This window comes from Roseomonas indoligenes, assembly GCF_017813365.1.
Lineage (GTDB): Bacteria > Pseudomonadota > Alphaproteobacteria > Acetobacterales > Acetobacteraceae > Roseomonas > Roseomonas indoligenes.
In genome coordinates, this window is the sequence record NZ_JAGIZA010000001.1 from 159,957 (window position 1) to 178,258 (window position 18,302).

General features: G+C 71.8%; 14 protein-coding genes. 7 read left to right on the forward strand and 7 right to left on the reverse strand.

The window, feature by feature from the left end:
* Window position 1 precedes the first annotated feature (1 nt).
* The 5 genes from glgX (at window position 2) to J5Y10_RS00720 (ending at window position 10,232) form a co-directional block, all read left to right on the forward strand.
* The gene (gene glgX, locus J5Y10_RS00700) at window positions 2–2,113 is read left to right on the forward strand and encodes a glycogen debranching protein GlgX (protein ID WP_209369761.1); all 2,112 of its coding nucleotides are present in this window, start codon (window positions 2–4) and stop codon (window positions 2,111–2,113) included.
* Window positions 2,110–3,867 (forward strand): malto-oligosyltrehalose trehalohydrolase, encoded by a 1,758-nt coding sequence (gene treZ, locus J5Y10_RS00705; protein WP_209369762.1) that lies wholly within the window; start codon window positions 2,110–2,112, stop codon window positions 3,865–3,867. The genes glgX and treZ overlap by 4 nt, the downstream gene beginning before the upstream one ends.
* A gap of 2 nt (window positions 3,868–3,869) precedes the next feature.
* Window positions 3,870–5,903, forward strand: a complete 2,034-nt coding sequence (gene malQ / locus J5Y10_RS00710) for a 4-alpha-glucanotransferase (RefSeq protein ID WP_209369763.1) — start codon at window positions 3,870–3,872, stop codon at window positions 5,901–5,903.
* Window positions 5,903–8,707 carry a malto-oligosyltrehalose synthase gene (gene treY / locus J5Y10_RS00715; protein ID WP_209369764.1) on the forward strand — a complete coding sequence of 935 codons (2,805 nt, stop codon included), beginning with the start codon at window positions 5,903–5,905 and terminating at the stop codon, window positions 8,705–8,707. The genes malQ and treY overlap by 1 nt, the downstream gene beginning before the upstream one ends.
* An 82-nt stretch (window positions 8,708–8,789) precedes the next feature.
* Window positions 8,790–10,232, forward strand: coding sequence for a sensor histidine kinase (locus J5Y10_RS00720; protein WP_209369765.1), 1,443 nt, complete (start codon window positions 8,790–8,792; stop codon window positions 10,230–10,232).
* Here J5Y10_RS00720 and J5Y10_RS00725 read toward each other — a convergent pair.
* The 3 genes from J5Y10_RS00725 to ubiA form a co-directional block, all read right to left on the reverse strand.
* Entirely contained in the window at window positions 10,188–10,622 is a 435-nt protein-coding gene (locus tag J5Y10_RS00725; RefSeq protein WP_209369766.1) for a response regulator, read from the reverse strand. The two genes, J5Y10_RS00720 and J5Y10_RS00725, sit on opposite strands and share 45 nt — an antisense overlap.
* 97 nt (window positions 10,623–10,719) lie before the next feature.
* Window positions 10,720–11,343 carry a class I SAM-dependent methyltransferase gene (locus tag J5Y10_RS00730; RefSeq protein WP_342452795.1) on the reverse strand — a complete coding sequence of 208 codons (624 nt, stop codon included), beginning with the start codon at window positions 11,341–11,343 and terminating at the stop codon, window positions 10,720–10,722.
* A 20-nt stretch (window positions 11,344–11,363) separates the two neighbouring features.
* Window positions 11,364–12,299 (reverse strand): 4-hydroxybenzoate octaprenyltransferase, encoded by a 936-nt coding sequence (gene ubiA / locus J5Y10_RS00735; protein ID WP_209369768.1) that lies wholly within the window; start codon window positions 12,297–12,299, stop codon window positions 11,364–11,366.
* Between ubiA and J5Y10_RS00740 the strand changes: the two genes are divergently transcribed.
* Both J5Y10_RS00740 and J5Y10_RS00745 read left to right on the forward strand, forming a co-directional pair.
* The gene (locus J5Y10_RS00740; protein WP_209369769.1) at window positions 12,292–13,020 is read left to right on the forward strand and encodes a 16S rRNA (uracil(1498)-N(3))-methyltransferase; all 729 of its coding nucleotides are present in this window, start codon (window positions 12,292–12,294) and stop codon (window positions 13,018–13,020) included. The genes ubiA and J5Y10_RS00740 overlap by 8 nt on opposite strands.
* A gap of 8 nt (window positions 13,021–13,028) precedes the next feature.
* Complete coding sequence (locus J5Y10_RS00745) at window positions 13,029–14,372, forward strand: glutamate--cysteine ligase (protein ID WP_209369770.1); 1,344 nt, start codon at window positions 13,029–13,031, stop codon at window positions 14,370–14,372.
* A 10-nt stretch (window positions 14,373–14,382) separates the two neighbouring features.
* On the opposite strand, the gene J5Y10_RS28270 is transcribed toward J5Y10_RS00745, so the two are convergent.
* From J5Y10_RS28270 to J5Y10_RS00765, 4 genes are all read right to left on the reverse strand, one after another.
* Window positions 14,383–15,966: a methyl-accepting chemotaxis protein gene (locus J5Y10_RS28270; protein ID WP_209369771.1), complete on the reverse strand. Its 1,584-nt coding sequence runs from the start codon at window positions 15,964–15,966 to the stop codon at window positions 14,383–14,385.
* Window positions 15,956–17,035, reverse strand: coding sequence for a TRAP transporter substrate-binding protein (locus J5Y10_RS00755; RefSeq protein WP_245214169.1), 1,080 nt, complete (start codon window positions 17,033–17,035; stop codon window positions 15,956–15,958). The genes J5Y10_RS28270 and J5Y10_RS00755 overlap by 11 nt, the downstream gene beginning before the upstream one ends.
* Before the next feature lie 104 nt (window positions 17,036–17,139).
* A complete protein-coding gene (locus J5Y10_RS00760) occupies window positions 17,140–17,586 on the reverse strand; it encodes a GNAT family N-acetyltransferase (RefSeq protein WP_209369773.1) in 447 nt (148 codons plus the stop codon).
* Window positions 17,587–17,590: 4 nt separating this feature from the next.
* Window positions 17,591–18,301 (reverse strand): TSUP family transporter, encoded by a 711-nt coding sequence (locus J5Y10_RS00765; RefSeq protein ID WP_209369774.1) that lies wholly within the window; start codon window positions 18,299–18,301, stop codon window positions 17,591–17,593.
* Window position 18,302: the final 1 nt, after the last annotated feature.

The following is an 18,302-nucleotide window of genomic DNA, read 5'->3' on the forward strand; positions in this document are numbered from 1 at the left end:
GATGCCCAGCCCCCCCGACCGCCTGGAACCCGGAAAGCCCTATCCACTGGGGGCCAGCTGGGATGGGTTGGGGGTGAACTTCGCCGTCTTCTCCGCCCATGCGGAGAGGGTGGAGCTCTGCGTCTTTAACGCCAATGGAAGGCGGGAGGTGTCGCGCCACGACCTGCCGGAATGCACGGACGAGGTGTGGCACGGCTACCTGCCGGAGGCGGGGCCGGGCACCGTCTACGGCTACCGCGCCCATGGTCCCTACGACCCCAACCGGGGGCACCGCTTCAACCCGACGAAGCTGCTTCTCGATCCTTACGCGAAGCAGATCACGGGGGGCATCACCTGGTCCGACGCGCTGTTCGGCTACCGCGTCGGCGGCCCGCGCGCGGACCTGACGATCGACCGGCGCGACAGCGCGGCGGCCATGCCCAAGGGCGTTGTGGTGGATGACCGCGGCTTTGAGTGGGGCCATGACCGGCTGCTTGAGAATCCCTGGTCCACCACGGTGATCTACGAGGCCCATCTCAAGGGGCTGACGATGCTGAAGGAGGAGGTGCCCGGCCCGGTGCGCGGCACCTTCCAGGCGCTGGGCCACCCCACCGTCATCGAGCACCTAGCGAAGCTCGGCGTCACGGCGGTGGAGCTGCTGCCGGTGCACGCCTTCCTGCAGGACCGCTTCCTGGTGGAGAAGGGGCTGACGAACTACTGGGGCTACTCCACCCTCTCCTTCTTCGCGCCGGAGCCGGCCTATCTCGCGACCGGGCACCTGAACGAACTGCGCGCCGCGGTACGCCGCCTGCACGAGGCGGGGATCGAGGTGATCCTGGACGTGGTCTATAACCACACCTGCGAGGGATCGGAGATGGGCCCGACCCTCTCCTGGCGCGGGCTGGACAACGCATCCTACTACCGCCTGCTACCCGATAACCCACGTCATTGCATCAACGACACCGGCACCGGCAATACGGTGAACATGTCGCATCCGCGCGTCGTCCAGATGGTGATGGACAGCCTGCGATACTGGGTTGAGGGTTTTCACGTGGACGGCTTCCGCTTCGACCTCGGCAGCGTCCTCGGGCGCGAGGACGGAGGCTTCGATCCTGGCGCGGGCTTCTTCGACGCGCTGCGGCAGGACCCCGTCCTCTCCCGCGTGAAGCTGATATCGGAACCCTGGGACATCGGGCCGGGCGGCTACCAGCTGGGCAACCACCCGCCGGGCTTCGCCGAGTGGAACGACAAGTTCCGCGACGGCGTGCGCCGCTTCTGGAAAGGGGACGAGGGCGTGCGCCCGGACCTCGCGGCGCGGCTGACAGGATCGGCCGAGCTGTTCGACCGCCGCAAGCGCCGCCCCTGGGCCAGCGTGAACTACGCCGCTTCCCATGACGGCTTCACGCTGCACGACGTCGTCTCCTACGAGCAGAAGCACAACAAGGCCAATGGCGAGGGGAACCGCGACGGCCATGGCGACAACCACAGCCGCAACTGGGGCTTGGAAGGCGAGACGGACGACCCGGAGATCAACGAGACCCGCGCCCGGCTGAAGCGCGCCCTGCTGGCCACGGTCCTCTTCTCCGCCGGCACGCCGATGATCCTGGCGGGCGACGAGATGGGCCGCACCCAGGGTGGCAACAACAACGCCTATTGCCAGGACAACGAGACATCCTGGGTGGACTGGAAGCGCGCGGCGGAGGGCTCCGCGCAATCCCTCGTCCGCTACACCGCGCGGCTGGTCCGCCTGCGCCGGCGCCTGCTGCCGCTGCGGCCGCCGCGTTTTCCGCATGGCCAGTCGCAACCCATGCCCGGCCTGGCCGATACGGAGTGGTTCGGACAGGACGCTCAGCCCATGACGCCGGAGGCCTGGCGGGATCCCATCGCCAAGACCTTCGCCATGCTCCGCGCCGATATCGAGCCGGCAGGGGGGGTTGAGACGGTCCTACTGATGATGAACGCGGACAGCGCCGACCAGCCCTTCACCCTGCCGCCCTCGGTGCAGAACTGGACGATGGTGCTGGATAGCGCCGATCCCGACGCGGACGAGCGCATGCTGGACAAGGAGGAGACAGTGGTGACGGTCGGTGCGCGCTCGGTGGTGCTTCTCTGGAGCCGGCTGGACCCGGCATGACCACTCTTTGGGGGCCGGTGATCCACGAGACCGGCGCGACATTCCGCATCTGGGCGCCTTCCAGCGAGACCGTCTCGCTGGAGGTAGAGGGCATGGCACCCGTCCCGATGACGGCGGGCGACAAGGGCTGGTTCACCGCGGACGCGCCAGCCCGGCCCGGCGCCACCTACGCCTTCCGCACCGCGCCCGACCTGGTGGTGCCCGATCCCGCCGCGCGCGCAACGGGGCCGGGCGGCGTGCACGGTCCCTCCGTGCTCGTGGACCACGCTGCCTATCCCTGGAAGGACGGCGCCTGGCGCGGCCGCCCATGGCACGAGACGGTGCTCTACGAGCTTCATGCAGGTGCCTGCGGCGGCTACAACGGCGTGCGCGCCCTGCTGCCCCGCCTGCGCGAACTCGGCGTGACGGCGGTGGAGCTGATGCCGCTGGCCGCTTTCCCCGGCGGCCGCAACTGGGGCTATGACGGCGTGCAGCCCTTCGCTCCCGACTCCTCCTACGGCACGCCCGACGAGTTGAAGGCGCTGGTGGAGGAGGCGCACGCGCTCGGCCTTTCCGTCTTCGTCGATTGCGTCTTCAATCATTTTGGGCCGGACGGCGCCTATATCCACGCTTATGCCAAGGCCTTCTTCGACGAGGGCATCCACACGCCCTGGGGCGCCGCGATCGACTTCAAGAAGCCGGAGGTGCGCGCCTTCTTCGAGGAATGCGCGATCATGTGGCTGCGCGACTACCACATGGACGGGCTGCGGCTGGACGCGGTGCACGCCATCGCCGACCAGCCCTGGCTGGACGTGCTGGCCCGCCGCATCCGGCAGGAGGTGACGGGGCGCGAAATCCACCTCGTGCTCGAGAACGAGGGCAACACCGCCTCCAAGCTCACCCCTGGCCTCTACGAGGCCCAGTGGAACGATGACGGCCACAACGTGCTGCACCCGTTGCTGACGGGTGAGCGCGAGGGCTACTACGAGGACTTCGCGGATGACGGCGCGAAGAAGCTGGCCCGCGTGATGGGGGAGGGGTTCCTCTTCCAGGGCGAGGAGATGCCGCATCTCGGCCGCCCGCGCGGCGAGCCCTCCGCGCACCTGCCGCCCACCGCTTTCGTGCTGTTCCTGCAGAACCACGACCAGGTGGGCAACCGTGCGATGGGCGAGCGGCTCTCGGTGCTGGCGGACCCCGCCACGCTGCGCGCCGCCGCGGCCCTGCTGCTCCTCAGCCCGCAGATCCCCATGCTGTTCATGGGCGAGGAGTGGGGCTCGAAGTCGCCTTTCCTCTTCTTCACGGGCTTTGAGAACAAGGAGCTCGCCGAGGCGGTGAAGGAGGGGCGGCGCAAGGAGTTCGCCCACTTCAAGGCTTTTCAGGACGAGGCAGCCCGCGCCCGCATACCCGACCCGAACGACCCCAGGACCTTCGAGGCCTCCCGCCCCGATTTCGACGAGGCCGCCCGCCCGCCGCACGACGCCGTGCTGGCGCACCACAAGGCCCTGCTGACGCTGCGCCACGCCGAGATCGTCCCCCGCTTGAAGGGCGCGATGGCGGAGGGTGCGGAGGCGATCGGCCCCGCTGCCGTGCTGGCCCGCTGGCGCATGGGCGATGGCGCGCGGCTGACGATCGCCGTGAATTTCGGCGCCGAACCGGTGGCCGCCAGGGCATCCGGCGCGCGCACGATCTTCGAGGGCAACCCTGGCGACGCGGCCGCGCTTTCCGGCGGCACGCTGCCGCCACGCACCACCATCGCCCTGCTGGACCCTTCCTGACCATGAGCGACGACGACCTCCGCGACCTCGCCCGGGAAGCCGGCATCGCCGCGCAGTGGCGCGACGTTCACGGGAAGGACCACGAGGTCGGGCCGAAGGCTATGCGCGCTATCCTGGCCGCGCTGGACATGCCGGCCGACAGTGCCGCCGCCATTCGCGAGAGTCGGGAGAAGCTGGCGGCGGAGCGGCGAGGCCTCCCGCCCCTCTGCACCGCGATCCAGGACCGCCCCATCCTGCTGGGCTTGCCCGGGGAGCCGGATTTCCGCCTGACGCTGGAGAGCGGCGAGGTGCGGGAGGGCCGCGCCTGGCAGCAGGAGGGACTCCTCACCTTGCCGGCCGTGCATGAGGCGGGATACCACCGCCTGCGGATCGGCGAGCACGAGACGACCCTTGCCGTCTGCCCGCAGCGCTGTCACGGCATCGCGCCGGGCACGCGTCCCTGGGGGCTGGCGGCGCAGCTCTACTCGCCACGTCGCCACGGTGATGGCGGGATCGGCGACTTCACCGGACTCGCGCAGCTCGCCACCTCCGCCGCGCGGCACGGGGCGGATGCCATCGCCATCTCGCCCGTCCACGCGCAGTTCTCCGCCGATCCCGAGCGCTTCTCGCCCTACGCGCCGTCCTCGCGCCTGTTCCTGAACGTGCTGCACGCCGATCCGGCCGTGCTCGGCGATGCCGCCCTGCGCGCGGCGCTGGCGGAGACGCGGCTGGGGGACGAGTTCGCGCGGCTGGAGTCCCTCGATCTCGTGGACTGGCCCGCCGCCACCCGCCTGCGCCTCGCGCTGTTCCGCGAGATGTTCGACCGTTTTCCCGGCGACGCGTCGTTCGACCGCTTCCGTGCCGAAGGCGGCGAGGCGCTGGAAAGCCACGCGCGATTTGAGGCCCTGCACGCCCATCTCTACGGCCGCGACCCCGCGCTGTGGCACTGGAAGGACTGGCCATCGGAATACGCCACCCCCGATGCTCCGGGCGTCGCGCGCTTCGCCCAGGAATACCAGCGGGAGGTGGAGTTCCACGCCTTCCTTCAATGGATCGCTGATCGCGGCCTCGGCGCGGCGCAGGCGGCCTTCAAGGGGGCCGGCGCGAAGATCGGCCTGATCGCTGACCTCGCTGTGGGGACCGATGGCGGCGGCAGCCATGGATGGTCGCGGCAGGATCAGATCCTGCAGGGCGTGAACGTCGGCGCGCCGCCCGACATCTTCTCGCCCCTCGGCCAGTCCTGGGGCATCGCCGCCTTTTCGCCCAAGGGGCTTCGCGACAACGGCTTCGGTGCTTTCCTGGAGATGCTCCGCGCGGCCATGCGCCACGCGGGCGGCGTGCGGATCGACCACGTGATGGGTCTCGCCCGCCTCTGGCTCGTGCCGAATGGGCAGCCCGCGACGGAGGGCGCCTATCTGCACTTCCCCGTGGACGACATGCTCCGCCTCGTCGCGCTGGAATCGCAGCGCCACGGCGCCATCGTGGTGGGCGAGGACCTCGGCACCCTGCCGGAAGGCTTCCGCGAGCGGCTGGATTCCACCGGGCTGATGGGCCTGCGCGTCCTCTACTTCGAGCAGCGCGAGGACAAGACCTTCGTCCCGCCCTCCCAGTGGTCCCCCGGCGCGGTGGCCGTCACCACCACGCATGACCTGCCCACGGTCGCCGGCTGGTGGAAGGGCCGGGACATCGCCTGGCGCGCGCAGCTCGGGCTGTTCGGCGAGGGGAAGGACGGGAGCGAGCAGCGCCAGGAGCGCCTGCTGGACCGCGCCCGCCTCTGGCAGGCCATGCGGGAGAACGGCATGGCCGAGGGCGACATGCCCGACGCCGACGAGGGCGGGAAGGTCGCGACCGTCGCTGCCCGACAGGTCGCCTCCGCCGCCTGCGCCCTGGCCCTGTTGCCGCTGGAGGACGCGCTGGCGTTGGAGGAGGCGCCGAACCTGCCCGGCACCACCGGCGCCCACCCCAACTGGCGCCGCCGCCTGCCCGGCGAGGCCGCGACGTTGCTGGACGAGCCTGATACCGCCGCCCGACTGAACGCTTTCGCGAAAGCCCGCTGATGACCGCCCCGACGACGCCGCGCGCCACCGCGCGCCTGCAGTTCCACAAGGACTTCCCGATCGACGCGGCGGTGCCGCTGGTGCCGTATTTCGCGAAGCTCGGGATCAGCCACCTCTACGCCTCGCCCCTGCTGAAGGCGCGGCCCGGCTCCACCCATGGCTACGACATCGTGGACCCCGACCGCATCAACCCCGAGTTGGGCGGGGAGGAGGCGCTGGAGCGGCTCGTGGCCGCGCTGCGCGCCCATGACATGGGCCTGATCCTGGACATCGTGCCCAACCACATGGGCGTCGGCGGCGCGGATAATGGCTGGTGGCTGGACGTGCTGGAATGGGGGCCGAAATCCCCCTTCGCCCGGTTCTTCGACATCGACTGGAACCCGCCCGACCCGGCGCTGAACGACCGCATGCTCGCGCCCTTCCTCGGCGCGCCCTACGGCACGGTGCTGGAATCCGGTGACCTCGCGCTGCATTTCGAGCCCGAGAGCGGCAAGATCTACGCGGAGTATTTCGAGCACCGCTTCCCGCTCGCCCCGCGCAGCTACGCGATGCTGCTCACCGCGACCGATGAGTCGCAGCTCGCCGGCCTCGCCCAGGTCTTTCGCGCGCTGGCAGTGGAGGGCGAGCCGGAGGCCATCCGCGCCGCCGCGGGCCTCGCGCTCGACATGCTGCGCCATCACGCCGGGGCCCCCGAGGGGCGCGCGCAGATTGACGCCGTGATCGCCGCCCACGATCCGAAGGACGCGGCGGGCCGCGCGCGCCTGCACGCCCTTTTGGAGGTGCAGAACTACCGCCTGGCCTGGTGGCGCGCAGCGACGGACGAGATCAACTGGCGGCGCTTCTTCGACGTCACCTCCCTCGGTGGCCTGCAGCAGGAGCGGCCGCAGGTCTTCGAGGCGACGCATCGCCTGATCCTGAAGCTCTACGCCGACGGCATGATCGACGGCGTGCGCGTGGACCACGTGGACGGCATGGCCGATCCGCGCGGCTACTGCCGCAAGCTGCGCCGCCGGCTGGAGGCGCTGACGCCGCGCCGCCCGGCGGAGGCGCCGAAGGGCCACCCGCTGCTGCTGATCGAGAAGATCCTCGCTCCGCACGAGAAGCTGCGCCTGGACTGGATGGTGGACGGCACCACCGGCTACAACTTCATGGACGAGGTCTCGGGCGTGCTGCACGACCCGGCCGGCGCCGAGCCGCTGGCCGCCACCTGGCACGTCATGACCGGCCGCCCCGCCGATTTCGGCGAGGAGGCGCGCGAGGCCCGGCGCCAGATCCTGCGCTACAATCTCGCCTCCGAGCTGAACGCCACCTCCTTCGCGCTGCGCCGGATCGCCATGCGCGACCTCGCCACGCGCGACTTCACCCTGACCGGCATCCGCCGCGCGCTGACGGAGGTGCTGGTCCACTTCCCGGCCTATCGCTCCTATCTCGGCATCGCCGGGCGCAGCGAGGCGGATCGGCGCCTGCTGGACTGGGCCATCGCCGGGGCCCGCCGCACGATCCGCGAGACGGACCGCCCGCTGCTGGACCTGCTGGATTCCTGGCTCGGTGGCGATCCGCCGCGGAGCCTGCCGCACGGGCAGCGGCGGGAACGCCAGCGCGCGGCCATCCGCTTCCAGCAGCTCTCCGCTCCTGTGGCCGCGAAGTCGGTGGAGGACACGGCCTTCTATCGCTACGGCCGCCTCATCTCCCGCAACGACGTGGGCTCCGAACCCTCCCACTTCGCCGAGAGCCCGGCGGCCTTCCACTCGGATTGCCGGGACCGCGCCCGCTATTTCCCGCGGGAGATGCTGACCACCGCGACGCACGACCACAAGCGCGGCGAGGACACGCGAGCCCGCCTCGCGGTCATCTCCGAGATGCCGGAGGAGTGGGCCGCGACCCTCACGCGCTGGACGCGGCTGAACAGCGTGCTGAAGAAGGAGGTGGACGGCGAGCCCGCGCCCGACGCCACCGACGAGATCATGCTTTACCAGTCGCTCATCGGCGCCTGGCCGCTGGACCTCGACCCTTCGGATGAGGAGGGTGTGGAGGCCCTGGTGAAGCGCCTCGCCGCCTGGCAGGAAAAGGCGCTGCGCGAGGGCAAGCGCCGTTCCGAATGGGCCGTGCCGAACGAGCCCTACGAGGCTGCCTGCCGCGACTTCCTGACGGCCATGCTGGCCAAGGACCGCCCCTCCCGCCTGCGGGAGGAAGTTGCGGCGCTGGTGGGCCGCATCGCCCCGGCGGGTGCCTCCAACGGCCTCGCCCAGACCCTGCTCCGCTGCACCTCCCCGGGCATCCCGGACCTCTACCAGGGCACTGAGTTCTGGGATTTCTCCCTGGTGGACCCGGACAACCGCCGCCCCGTGGACTTCCCGGCGCGCGCAGCGGCCCTGGAGGCCGGTGAGCCTCCCGCCGCCCTGCTGGCGCCCTGGAGGGACGGCCGGGTGAAGGCGGCCCTCATCGCCCGTGCCCTGTCCCTGCGCGCCCGCCTACCGGACCTTTTTGCGGAGGGCGAGTACATTCCGCTGGAAGCGGAGGGGGAGCGGGCGGCGCATGCCCTTGCCTTCGCCCGCCGCCACGGGGATGCCGCTAGCCTCACCGTCGTCACCCGCCTGCCGCTGCGGCTGCTGGGAGAGGATGGCCTTCCCCGGCTTCCGGCCGAGGCCTGGGGCGACACCGCCCTGCGCCTGCCCCCGGCCCTGGCCGCACTCCGCTGGCGGGATGCGCTGGGGGAGGGGACGGTGCCTTCCGGGGAAAGCATGCCCCTGGGCGGCCTCCTCTCCGCCCTGCCCGTCGCCCTGTTGGAAGCCGAGGCGGGCTGAGGGGAGGGGAGGGGTACTGAGGGCGGGGTTCTAAAAGGCGAAACCAGCCCTAAGATACGGCCCCAATGTTCGCGACATCGCCTTGACCGCTGACCCCGCCATCGGGCCCGGCACCGGATCCCCCCGTAGCTGGGCGGAGGAGCGCCTTGCTCTGGCGCTGGAGGCATCCGGCATTGCCGGTGCTTGGGACTGGGACGCGGAGACGAACCTGATCCACGGCGATGCCAGGGCCTGCGCCCTGCACGGCATGGACCCCGCGCTGGGCCGGAAGGGCGCGCCCGGGCCCGAGCTGCTTGTGCACGTGGTGCCGGAGGACCGCGCGGCGCTGGACCGGGCGCTCGCCTCAGCCCTCGCCGGACGCACGCCGCTGAACATCGCCTACCGCACCTGGCTGCCGGGCGGGGACGTCACCTGGGTGCAGCTGCGCGGCCGCGTGTTGCGGGACGATCGCGGCACGGCCACCCGCCTGGCCGGGGTCGCGCTGGACATCTCCGACCAGAAGGACACGGAAGCGGCTTTGCGCGAGAGCGAGGCCCGCTTTCGTGCCATCGCCGACACCATGCCCCAGGCCGTCTGGTCCACCCCGCCCGACGGCAGGACCGACTACTTCAACAGCCGCTGGTACGAGATGACGGGGACCCATCCCGGCCAGTCCGACGGCGCGGGCTGGCTCGACGTCGTGCATCCCGACGACCAGCCCCTGGCGCAGGAGCGGTGGCGCCGTGCCGTGGAGACGGGCGAGCCCTACGAGGTGGAGTACCGCCTGCGGATGGCCGATGAAAGCTGGCGCTGGTTCCTCGTCCGCGGCCTGCCCGTGCGCAACGCGCGCGGCCGGATCACCCGCTGGTTCGGCACCTGCACGGACATCCACGAAATCCGCAGCGCCGCCGAGGAACGGGAGGTGCTGAGCCATGAGCTCAGCCATCGGATCAAGAACATCTTCTCCGTGATCACCTCCCTCATCTCGCTTTCTGCCCGGGGCTTCCCGGAGGTGGCGGGCTTCGCGGCCGATCTGCGCGGGCGCATCAACGCCCTGGCCCGCGCGCATGAATTCGCCCGCCCGCACAGTCAGGTCAGCCGGCCCGAAGCCCATGACCACACGCTGCTGGCCTTCCTGCGGGAGGTCCTCGCCCCTTACGACCCTGTCGCCGACGAGGAGCCGCGGATCCTGATCGCGGGGGAGGACCGGCGCTTCGACGACAGCGCCGCCACCCCCCTGGCGCTGCTGTTCCACGAACTGGCCACGAATGCCGCGAAATACGGCGCCCTTTCCGTCCCTGATGGCCGGGTGGCGATCGTGGTGGAAGCGGAGGGAGAGCACCTCCTGCTCCGCTGGAGCGAGAGGGGCGGGCCCCCGGTGGACGGCCCGCCGGGGCATGAGGGTTTCGGAACCCGTCTCGCGATGGTCAGCGTGCAGGGCCAGCTCGGCGGCCGCATCACACGCCGCTGGCACCCTGAGGGGCTGGAGCTGGAGGCTCGCCTACCCGCCAGCGCCCTGGACCGCCGGCGCGGCGCCCGCCAGTAGCCGCATCTCCACGGGCGGCAGGGCGGCTTGGCCCTGCCGCAGCGATACGGCGAAGCGCACGGCCTGGTTCAGGGTGGATTCCGTGTAGGGCTTGGGCAGGATCCCGACGGGGCCGTGCACGCCCGGGCCGATCTGGCGGGGATTGGCGGTCAGGTAGACCACCGTCGCGCCATGGACGCGCGCCAGGGTCTCCCCGAGTGCCGGGCCGGTCGGGCCATCCCGCAGGTTCAGGTCCACCAGGGCCAGGTCCACGCCGTCCCGGGCCGCGGCAATGGCCTCGCCAGAGTCAGCGGTCATGGCGATGACCTCATGCCCAAGCGCCTCGAGGGAGTAGGCGAGGTCGAGGGCGATCAAGGCCTCGTCCTCCACGATCAGCGCGCGCAGGGACATGAAAACTCAATCCAGGTTAAACGCGATAAGAACAACCGGGTGGAAGTGGCTGAGTTTCGGGCAGCGGACCGTTTTGCTGCCCGGCGCGTGATGCATGTCACGGTACCAGGCGGAACAAGGTCACCGTCCGCTCCTCCCGGTCCTCCAGCTCCCGTGTCACCGGCACGGCGTAGCGCGCGATGGGGGAGAGACCGGCATGGGGCAGATAGGCCCGGCCGGGATCGGCCAGGATCACCGTTGCCCCCTCCGCCGCCAGCCGGCGCAACCAGGGCAGGATGTGGTTGGTCATCGGCGCCTCGTAGCAGACATCCCCTGCCATGATCGTATCCCAACGGCAGGGGCTGCCGACAACGTCCCCGGGGGCTTCGGCCACCACCACGCCGTTCAAACCTGCGTTGAGGCGCGTGGCGGCATGGGCCAGCGGGTCGATCTCGGCGGCCTCCACCATTGCCGCCCCGGCTTTCGCGGCGGCGATGGCGGCCAGCCCACCGCCCGCCGCGAAGTCCAGCACGCGCTTCCCCGCCACGGGGGAGGGGTCGTCCAATATCCAGCGGGCCAGGGCCTGGCTGCCGGGCCAGGCGAAGGCCCAGAAGGGCGGCTCGATCCCCTGCTCCCCGAGCCAAGCCTCGGTGGCCTGCCAGATCGAGGTGATCTCGGTGGCGAGGTAGAGCGGTACCTCCGGCACCAGCGGCGGGCGGGCGATCGCGGTATTGGCGGTCACGAAAGCCTCCGGGTCACCCCTCACGGCCGGCCCAGCAGAAAGGCCAGCACCACCAGCAGCCCAGCGTCCCGGTTCGACTTGAACAGGCGGAGGCAAAGGGCCGGGTCGTGGATGTCCAGCCGCCGCACCTGCCAGGAGAAATGCGCGGCCGGCAGCAGCAGCCCGGCGAGAAAGAGCGGGTGCAGCCCCGCCGTCCACCCCGCCGCCGCCAGCAGCAGGATACAGGCCGTGAAGGTCACGCCCAGGAACCCCGCCGTCCGGTCCCCGAGGGTGAGCGCGGAGGAGCGGATGCCGACCAGCGCGTCGTCCTCGCGGTCCTGGTGGGCGTAGATCGTGTCGTAGGCCAGGGTCCAGAAGAAGGCGGCGCCCCAGAGAAGGAAGGCGGGCGCGGCGAAGTGGCCGGTGGCGGCCAGCCAGCCCGTCGGCGCTGCCCAGGTGAAGACGAAGCCGAGCATCGCCTGCGGCCAGTTCGTGACGCGCTTGGCCAGGGGATAGAGCACGATCGGGACGAGGGAGGCGGCGCCGAAGAGGATCGCGGGCAGGGGCAGCTGCACCAGGATCGCCAGCCCGACCAGCATCAGGCCCGCGAGGAAGGCCAGGGCCTGCCGCGGCGTCACGGCGCCGGAGGCCAGCGGCCGCCCGCGCGTGCGCTCCACCTGCCGGTCCAGGTCGCGGTCCCAGAGGTCGTTCACCACGCAGCCCGCGCCGCGCATCACCACTGCGCCCACCCCGAACAGGAGGGCCAGCCAGAGGCCCCGGCCCCAGGAGGGGGCGGCGACCGCGAAGGCCCAGGGGCCGGGCAGGTAGAGGAGCCAGGACCCGATCGGCCGGTCCAGCCGCATGAGCAGCGCGTAGGGCACCCATGCTGCGGGCAGCCAGGCGGGGAGGCCTTCGCGACGGATATCGGTGTAAGGAGCCACCCCAGCCCCTTCCGACGGATCACCGCCCTTGTCCATCCCGCGCCTCCACACCGAGCATGAGTTGCGGGAAGGGCATGGCATCCCCGCCGCGCCCGGCCAGGGGCGCTATCTCGGCGCGGTGATGCGGAAGGCGGTGGGGGATCAGGTGATCCTCTTCAACGGGCGGGACGGGGAGTGGCGCGCCCGCATCGCCGCCATCCGCAAGGATGACGCCACCCTGGTGCCAGACGTCCTCCTGCGTCCCCAGCCCCCCGCCGCCGGCCCCATCCTTCTAGTGGCCGCCCTGAAACGGGAGGCGATGGAATGGGTGGTGGAGAAGGCCACGGAACTCGGCGCCCGGGCGATCCGCCCCGTCCTCACTGCCCGCTCCGTGCCGGACCGGGTGAACCGCGCCCGCCTCCTCCTCATCGCGCGGGAGGCGGCGGAGCAGTGCGAGCGGCTGGACGTGCCGGCGTTGGCGGAGGCCGCGCCCCTGCACGCGGTGCTGGATTCCTGGGACGGATCCCCCCTGATCGCCGCCGCCGAGCGCCGCGGCGCCACCCCCCTGGCGGCCTGCGTGACGGCGCCGGACCCCGCGATCCTCATCGGGCCGGAGGGGGGCTTCACGGGACCGGAACTTGACGCCTTGGCAGGTCGTCCCTTTGTTGCACTGGCCAGCCTCGGCCCCCGAATCCTCCGGGCGGAGACGGCGGCGGTCTCGGCGCTCGCTGTGGTGCAGGCGATCCGCGGCGATTGGGCCCACCACGGGAACGAGTAGAAGAACGCATGTCGAATCCTGGGGAGGCCGACCTCACGCCCATCGAGTCCACGCGCGACCTTGCCGGCTGGTTCGCCGCCGGCAGCAAGCCGCGGGACGCCTGGCGCGTCGGCACCGAGCACGAGAAGATCGGCTTCCGGACGGAGGGCTTCCTGCCCCCGGTCTATGAGCCCAACGGCATTGGTGCCCTGCTGGAAGGCTTGGTGGGCAAGGGCTGGGAGCGGATCGAGGACAACGGCAAGCTCATCGGCCTCAAGCGCGGTGAGGCGAGCGTGAGCCTGGAGCCGGGCGGGCAGTTCGAGCTTTCCGGCGCGCCCGTCGCCACAATCGGCGAGACCGAGGCGGAGCTGGAGGACCACCTGCGCGACCTGCGGGAGGTGGCAGAGCCCCTGGGCATCGGCTTCGCCGGCCTCGGCTTCCACCCGCTGGCGACGCGGGAGGCGATGCCCTGGATGCCCAAGACCCGCTACGCCATCATGCGGAACTACATGCCGCGGGTGGGTGACATGGGGCTGGACATGATGCTCCGCACCGCCACCGTGCAGGCCAACCTCGACTTCGGCGACGAGGCGGACATGGTGGAGAAGCTCCGCATCTCCCTCGCGCTCCAGCCGCTCGCCACCGCCCTTTTTGCCAATTCCCCTTTCCGGGAGGGCGAGGCGACGGAGTACCGCAGCTTGCGCGGCCTGGTCTGGACCCGCACGGACCCGGACCGCACGGGCATCCCCCCGATCGTCTTCGAGGACGGCTTCGGCTTCGAGCGCTTCGCGGACTGGGTGCTGGACGTGCCCATGTACTTCATCATGCGCGATGGCCGCTTCGTGGACGCCACGGGCTGCACCTTCCGCCAGTTCATGGCGAAGGGCCTCCCCTCCGACCCCTCCATCCGCGCCACGATGGGCGATTGGGCGGACCACGTGACCACGGTGTTCACCGATGTCCGCCTGAAGCGCTTCCTGGAGATGCGCGGTTCCGACATGGGCTCCGCCACCATGGTCTGCGCCCTGCCGGCCTTCTGGGTGGGGCTGCTCTACGACGATGCCGCGCAGAAGGCGGCGGCCGCGCTGGTGCGGGACTGGTCGGTCGCGCAGATGCACGCGCTGCGAACCGACGTGCCGCGGCGTGCGCTGGATTCCGTGATCGGCGACGTGCCGCTGCGCGACGTGGCTCAGGCGGTGCTGGCGATCTCGCGGGACGGGTTGCGCGCCCGCGGCCATGGGGAGGAACGCTTCCTCGCACCGCTGGAGCGCATCGTCTCCTCCGGCGAGACCCAGGCCGACCACTGGCTGCGCCGCAATGCCGGGGAGTGGGGCGGGGACGTCTCCAAGGTGTTCGGCGAAGCGGCGCTGTAATCGGGAGGGGCTACCGCCCCTCCGCCGTCACCGTCTCCACCGCCGATCGCGTCTCGTCCGCGAGCCGCGAGAGGTCAATCATCGTCACCGTGATCTCCTCCGCCGAGGTGGCGTTGCTCTGGCCGATGCGCGTCAGGACTTCCACGCGCTCGGCGATGCTGCCCACCGTCGCCTCCTGCTGCTCCATGGCGATGGCGGTGGCACCGGACAGGCGGGCGCTCTCGCCCACCAGCCGCTCCAGCTCGTCCATCGCCTCGCCCACGGCGGCGGCGTTCTGCCGGCCCTCCCGCGCGCGGGTGCCGGCGCGCACCACCGCATCGGCGATTTCCTGCGCCAGGGCCTCCGTGTTGACGGCCAGCGCCCGCACCTCCTCTGCCACAACGGAGAGGCCGCGCCCGTGCTCCCCGGCCCGCGCCGCCTCGATCGCGGCATTGATGGCCAGGATGTTCGTCTGCGTGGCGATGCGGCCGATATTGGCGGCGATGCGCGTCACGCGCTCCGTGTCCTCGCCCACGGAATCCACCACCTCCACCAGCCCCGCGATTTTCGTGAGGCTCTCGGCCAGCAGGTGGCGGGCGGCCTGCGTCGTCTCGTGGGAGCCCTGGGTGATGCCTCCGACGGAGCGGATGGCGTCGCGGCTGTGGCTCAGCGCCTCCGCCAGGTGGTTCAGCTCCGCGAGCTGCGTCATCGCGCCATCCGAGATCTGGCCGATGGCGTCGGAGGCCTGGGTGGTCGCCACCGCCGTCCGCCGTGCCCCGTCCAGCGCCTGCTCGCCCAGACGGCGAGTGGTGAGGAGGTTGTCGCGGAACACCAGAAGGGCGCGGGCCATCTCGCCCACCTGGTCGCGGCGGGCGGTCTCCGGCACCTCGGCCTCCGCCTGCCCATGGGCCAGGCTCTCCATGGCGCCCGCCACCCGCGCCAGCGGGCGGGCGGTGAGGCGGACGAGGACGAGCCAAGTGAGCAGCAGCCCCACCAGCCCCACCGCCAAACCGACGCCGTTCACCAGCCGTGCCGTCCGCGCCACCTGCGCCGCCCGGTCCAGGTTCCCCGCCGCCTCGTCCCGCACAACGCGGCGGGCCTCGCCCACAAGGCTGTCGAACGTCACGGCGCGCACGCGCCAGGCATCGTTCAGCGCGGCGTAGCGCTCCCGCCGCTCCTCGGCGAAGGCCTGGCGCATCTCCTCGCCCAGCGGGCCCGTGCGCCGGATCATGTCCCGCGTGAGCGTGACGAGAAGCGGGTCCAGGCGATCGCCGATGCGCGCGATCAGCCCCTCGTACTCGGCCGTCAGCAGCTCCACCTGCCGGGTCACGCGGCGGGCGGCCACCGGCGGCCGCACCTCGCCCAGCGCGACGTTGGACAGGAAGCCGCTGAAGGCGAAAAGGGCGCTGGCGAAGCCGTCCACCGCCTCGGTCTGGCCGCGCTGCCGGATGCCCAGCTCCTCGATGATGACGGCCTGCCGCGCCCCGAGGAGCGCTGCGCCGCCGGAGAGGGTGCCGAGGACCACCAGCATCAGCAGCACGATCCCCGCCGCGCGGACGCTGATCCGCCCGGTCCAGGCAGCAAGGCGGCCGCGCGCCGCAGCCTCAGCGGGCATGGGCCTGGATCCCCGACCCGGCCGCGAGCGAGCCGTTCCACACCTCGGCGCAGTCCGGGCCGCATCGGTCGATCCAGCGCGGCAGCACGGTCCAGTTGAGGAGCCCGCGCCGCAGCTTCGCGTCATCGGGCGTCATCGGCACGGCGGTCAGGCGGCCGGCCGCGCCGTTGCAGCCCGGTGCGCCCGCGGCGCAGCGCATCCCCTCCGTCGTCTCGCCCTCGACGCCCGCCCAGATCGCTGTCTCCAGGCCGTTCAGCCCTTCCCGCAACGGCGTGCGGACATCCTCGGGCAGAGCATTCCAGGCCGTACGGTTGGCGACGAAGATGGAGACGCCCCAGCTCAGCGCCATGTCCTGGATGTGCGTGGCGACCGTCTGCAGCCCGATGGCGCCGCCGGACAGGGCGCCGGTGACGGCGCATTCCACGGCCCCGTCTCGCATTGCCTGCACCATGCCGCCGAAGGGCACGGAGACCGGGGTGGCGCCGAGCGCCTCGAACACCTCCCCCTGCCCGAGGGAGGAGATGCGGATCCGTCGGCCCGCCAGTTCCGACAGCCCGGCGAAGGGGCGCCGGCACCAGACAACCTGCGCGGGGTAGGTGAGAACCGAGAGCAGCTCGATCCCGTAGCGCTCGGCCAGCAGTCGCTGGAGGTGGGGGCGGTAGAGCTGCACGGTCCGGCGCAGCGCCGCGATGTCCGGGTTCTGCAGGGGCAGGTCCAGCGCCTGGAACTCCGGCTCCTCCGCCGCCGCCCCGGCGAGCAGGATGGTCCCGAAGGGCACCTCGCCGCGCTGGATCCGCGACAGCATCGCGTCCGGCGGAATGCCCGAGCGGTCGGAGGGGGTGATCTCCGCCACCACCCGGCCCCGCGTCAGCTCCGACACGCGCTCCCGCCAGAAGGGCTCCTCGTAGCGGGTGTACTGGGACACGCCGCCGAGGCCGCCGACCACGCGCAGCCGCAACGGCTCCTGCGCCGCCGCGCTGCCCGCGCCGGCCAGGGCCAGCAGCGCCGCGCCGAGCAGCCCCCTGGCAACAAGATGGAGTGCAGGGAGGCGGGGGGGCGTTTCGCGCATCGGCATCCCTTGGCGGGCAGGCCGCGGCCCGAACCCAATCGCGAGGACGATAGCCTCGGCCCGAGGCGTGCCGCCAGGGCCGGGGCCAACAGGGTCGGGCCGGATCAGGCCGGGTTCAGGAGCCGGGCCATGTAGACGCGGCGGAGGCCGTTCTCCTCCCGCTCCTCCGTCTCCCGGAAGCCGGCCCGGGCATAGAGGGCGCGGTTGCGCTCCATCCGCGCATTCGTCAGCAGCCGCAACTCCGGCAGGCCCCACCGCCGGGCCTCCGCCTCCGCGAAGGCGAGGAGGGCGCGACCGATCCCGCCGCCATGCAGCCCGGGCTCCACCGCCAGGTTCTCGATCCAGAGGTAGTCCGCGCGCGCTTCGATCACGGCCAGGGCGATGATGGCGCCGCCCCGCTCCATCACATGCGCCTGCCCCCGGGCGATCCGCGCGGCGTGGTCGTCGTCCATTGGTGCGGGGCGGCGGCCGATCACCGGGATGTAGGGGGCATAGGCCCGCTCCACCAACGCGCGGATCGCCTCCGCCTCCTCCGGCCTTGCAAGGCGCAACGGATCATCCCCTCATCACCAGCGCGATCCCGCCCGCCGCCGAGATGGCGAGGATGGCCCAGCGCAGCCGCGGCCCGTGAAGCCAGCGCCGCGCGGGGCCGGAAAGCGCCGCACCCAAGGCTACGCCCGGCAGCAACCCGAGGGCCAGCCACACCTCCCCCCAGCCCAGCCGGCCGGCGGGGATCGCCATGGCCAACAGGGTGAGGTGCGCCAGGAGCCAGAACAGCCCGAGGAAGCCCCGCACCGCCTGCGCCGGCAAGTGGGAGACCACCAGCCCCATCAGCGGCCCGTGCACGCCGGAAATCCCGCCCATGACGCCGGAGACGAGGCCCGCGCCGGCCAGCATCGGCACCGTCGGCCGCAGCCGTGGCACCACGACGGCGAGCGCCACGGCGACGAGGGTGACGATGCCGTAGCCGCGCGGCGTGGCGATGCCCGGCTGGACCACGGACAGCGCCATCCCCGCCGCCGTCCCCAGCGCCACGCCGAGCACCGAGGGCAGCAGCATTCCCTTGGGCACATGGGCCGAGTCCACCCGCCACTGCCCGAACATCATCGGCAGGGCGGAGAGGATGAACGGCACCGGCACCAGCCGCGGGTCGATGGCGACGAGCATCGGCACCCCCACCAGGGTCAGCCCCAGCCCCGCCGAGAGCTGGACGACGGAGGCGATGGCGACCGCAAGCGCCGCGAGGACGAAGTCCCAGCCGCCCAAG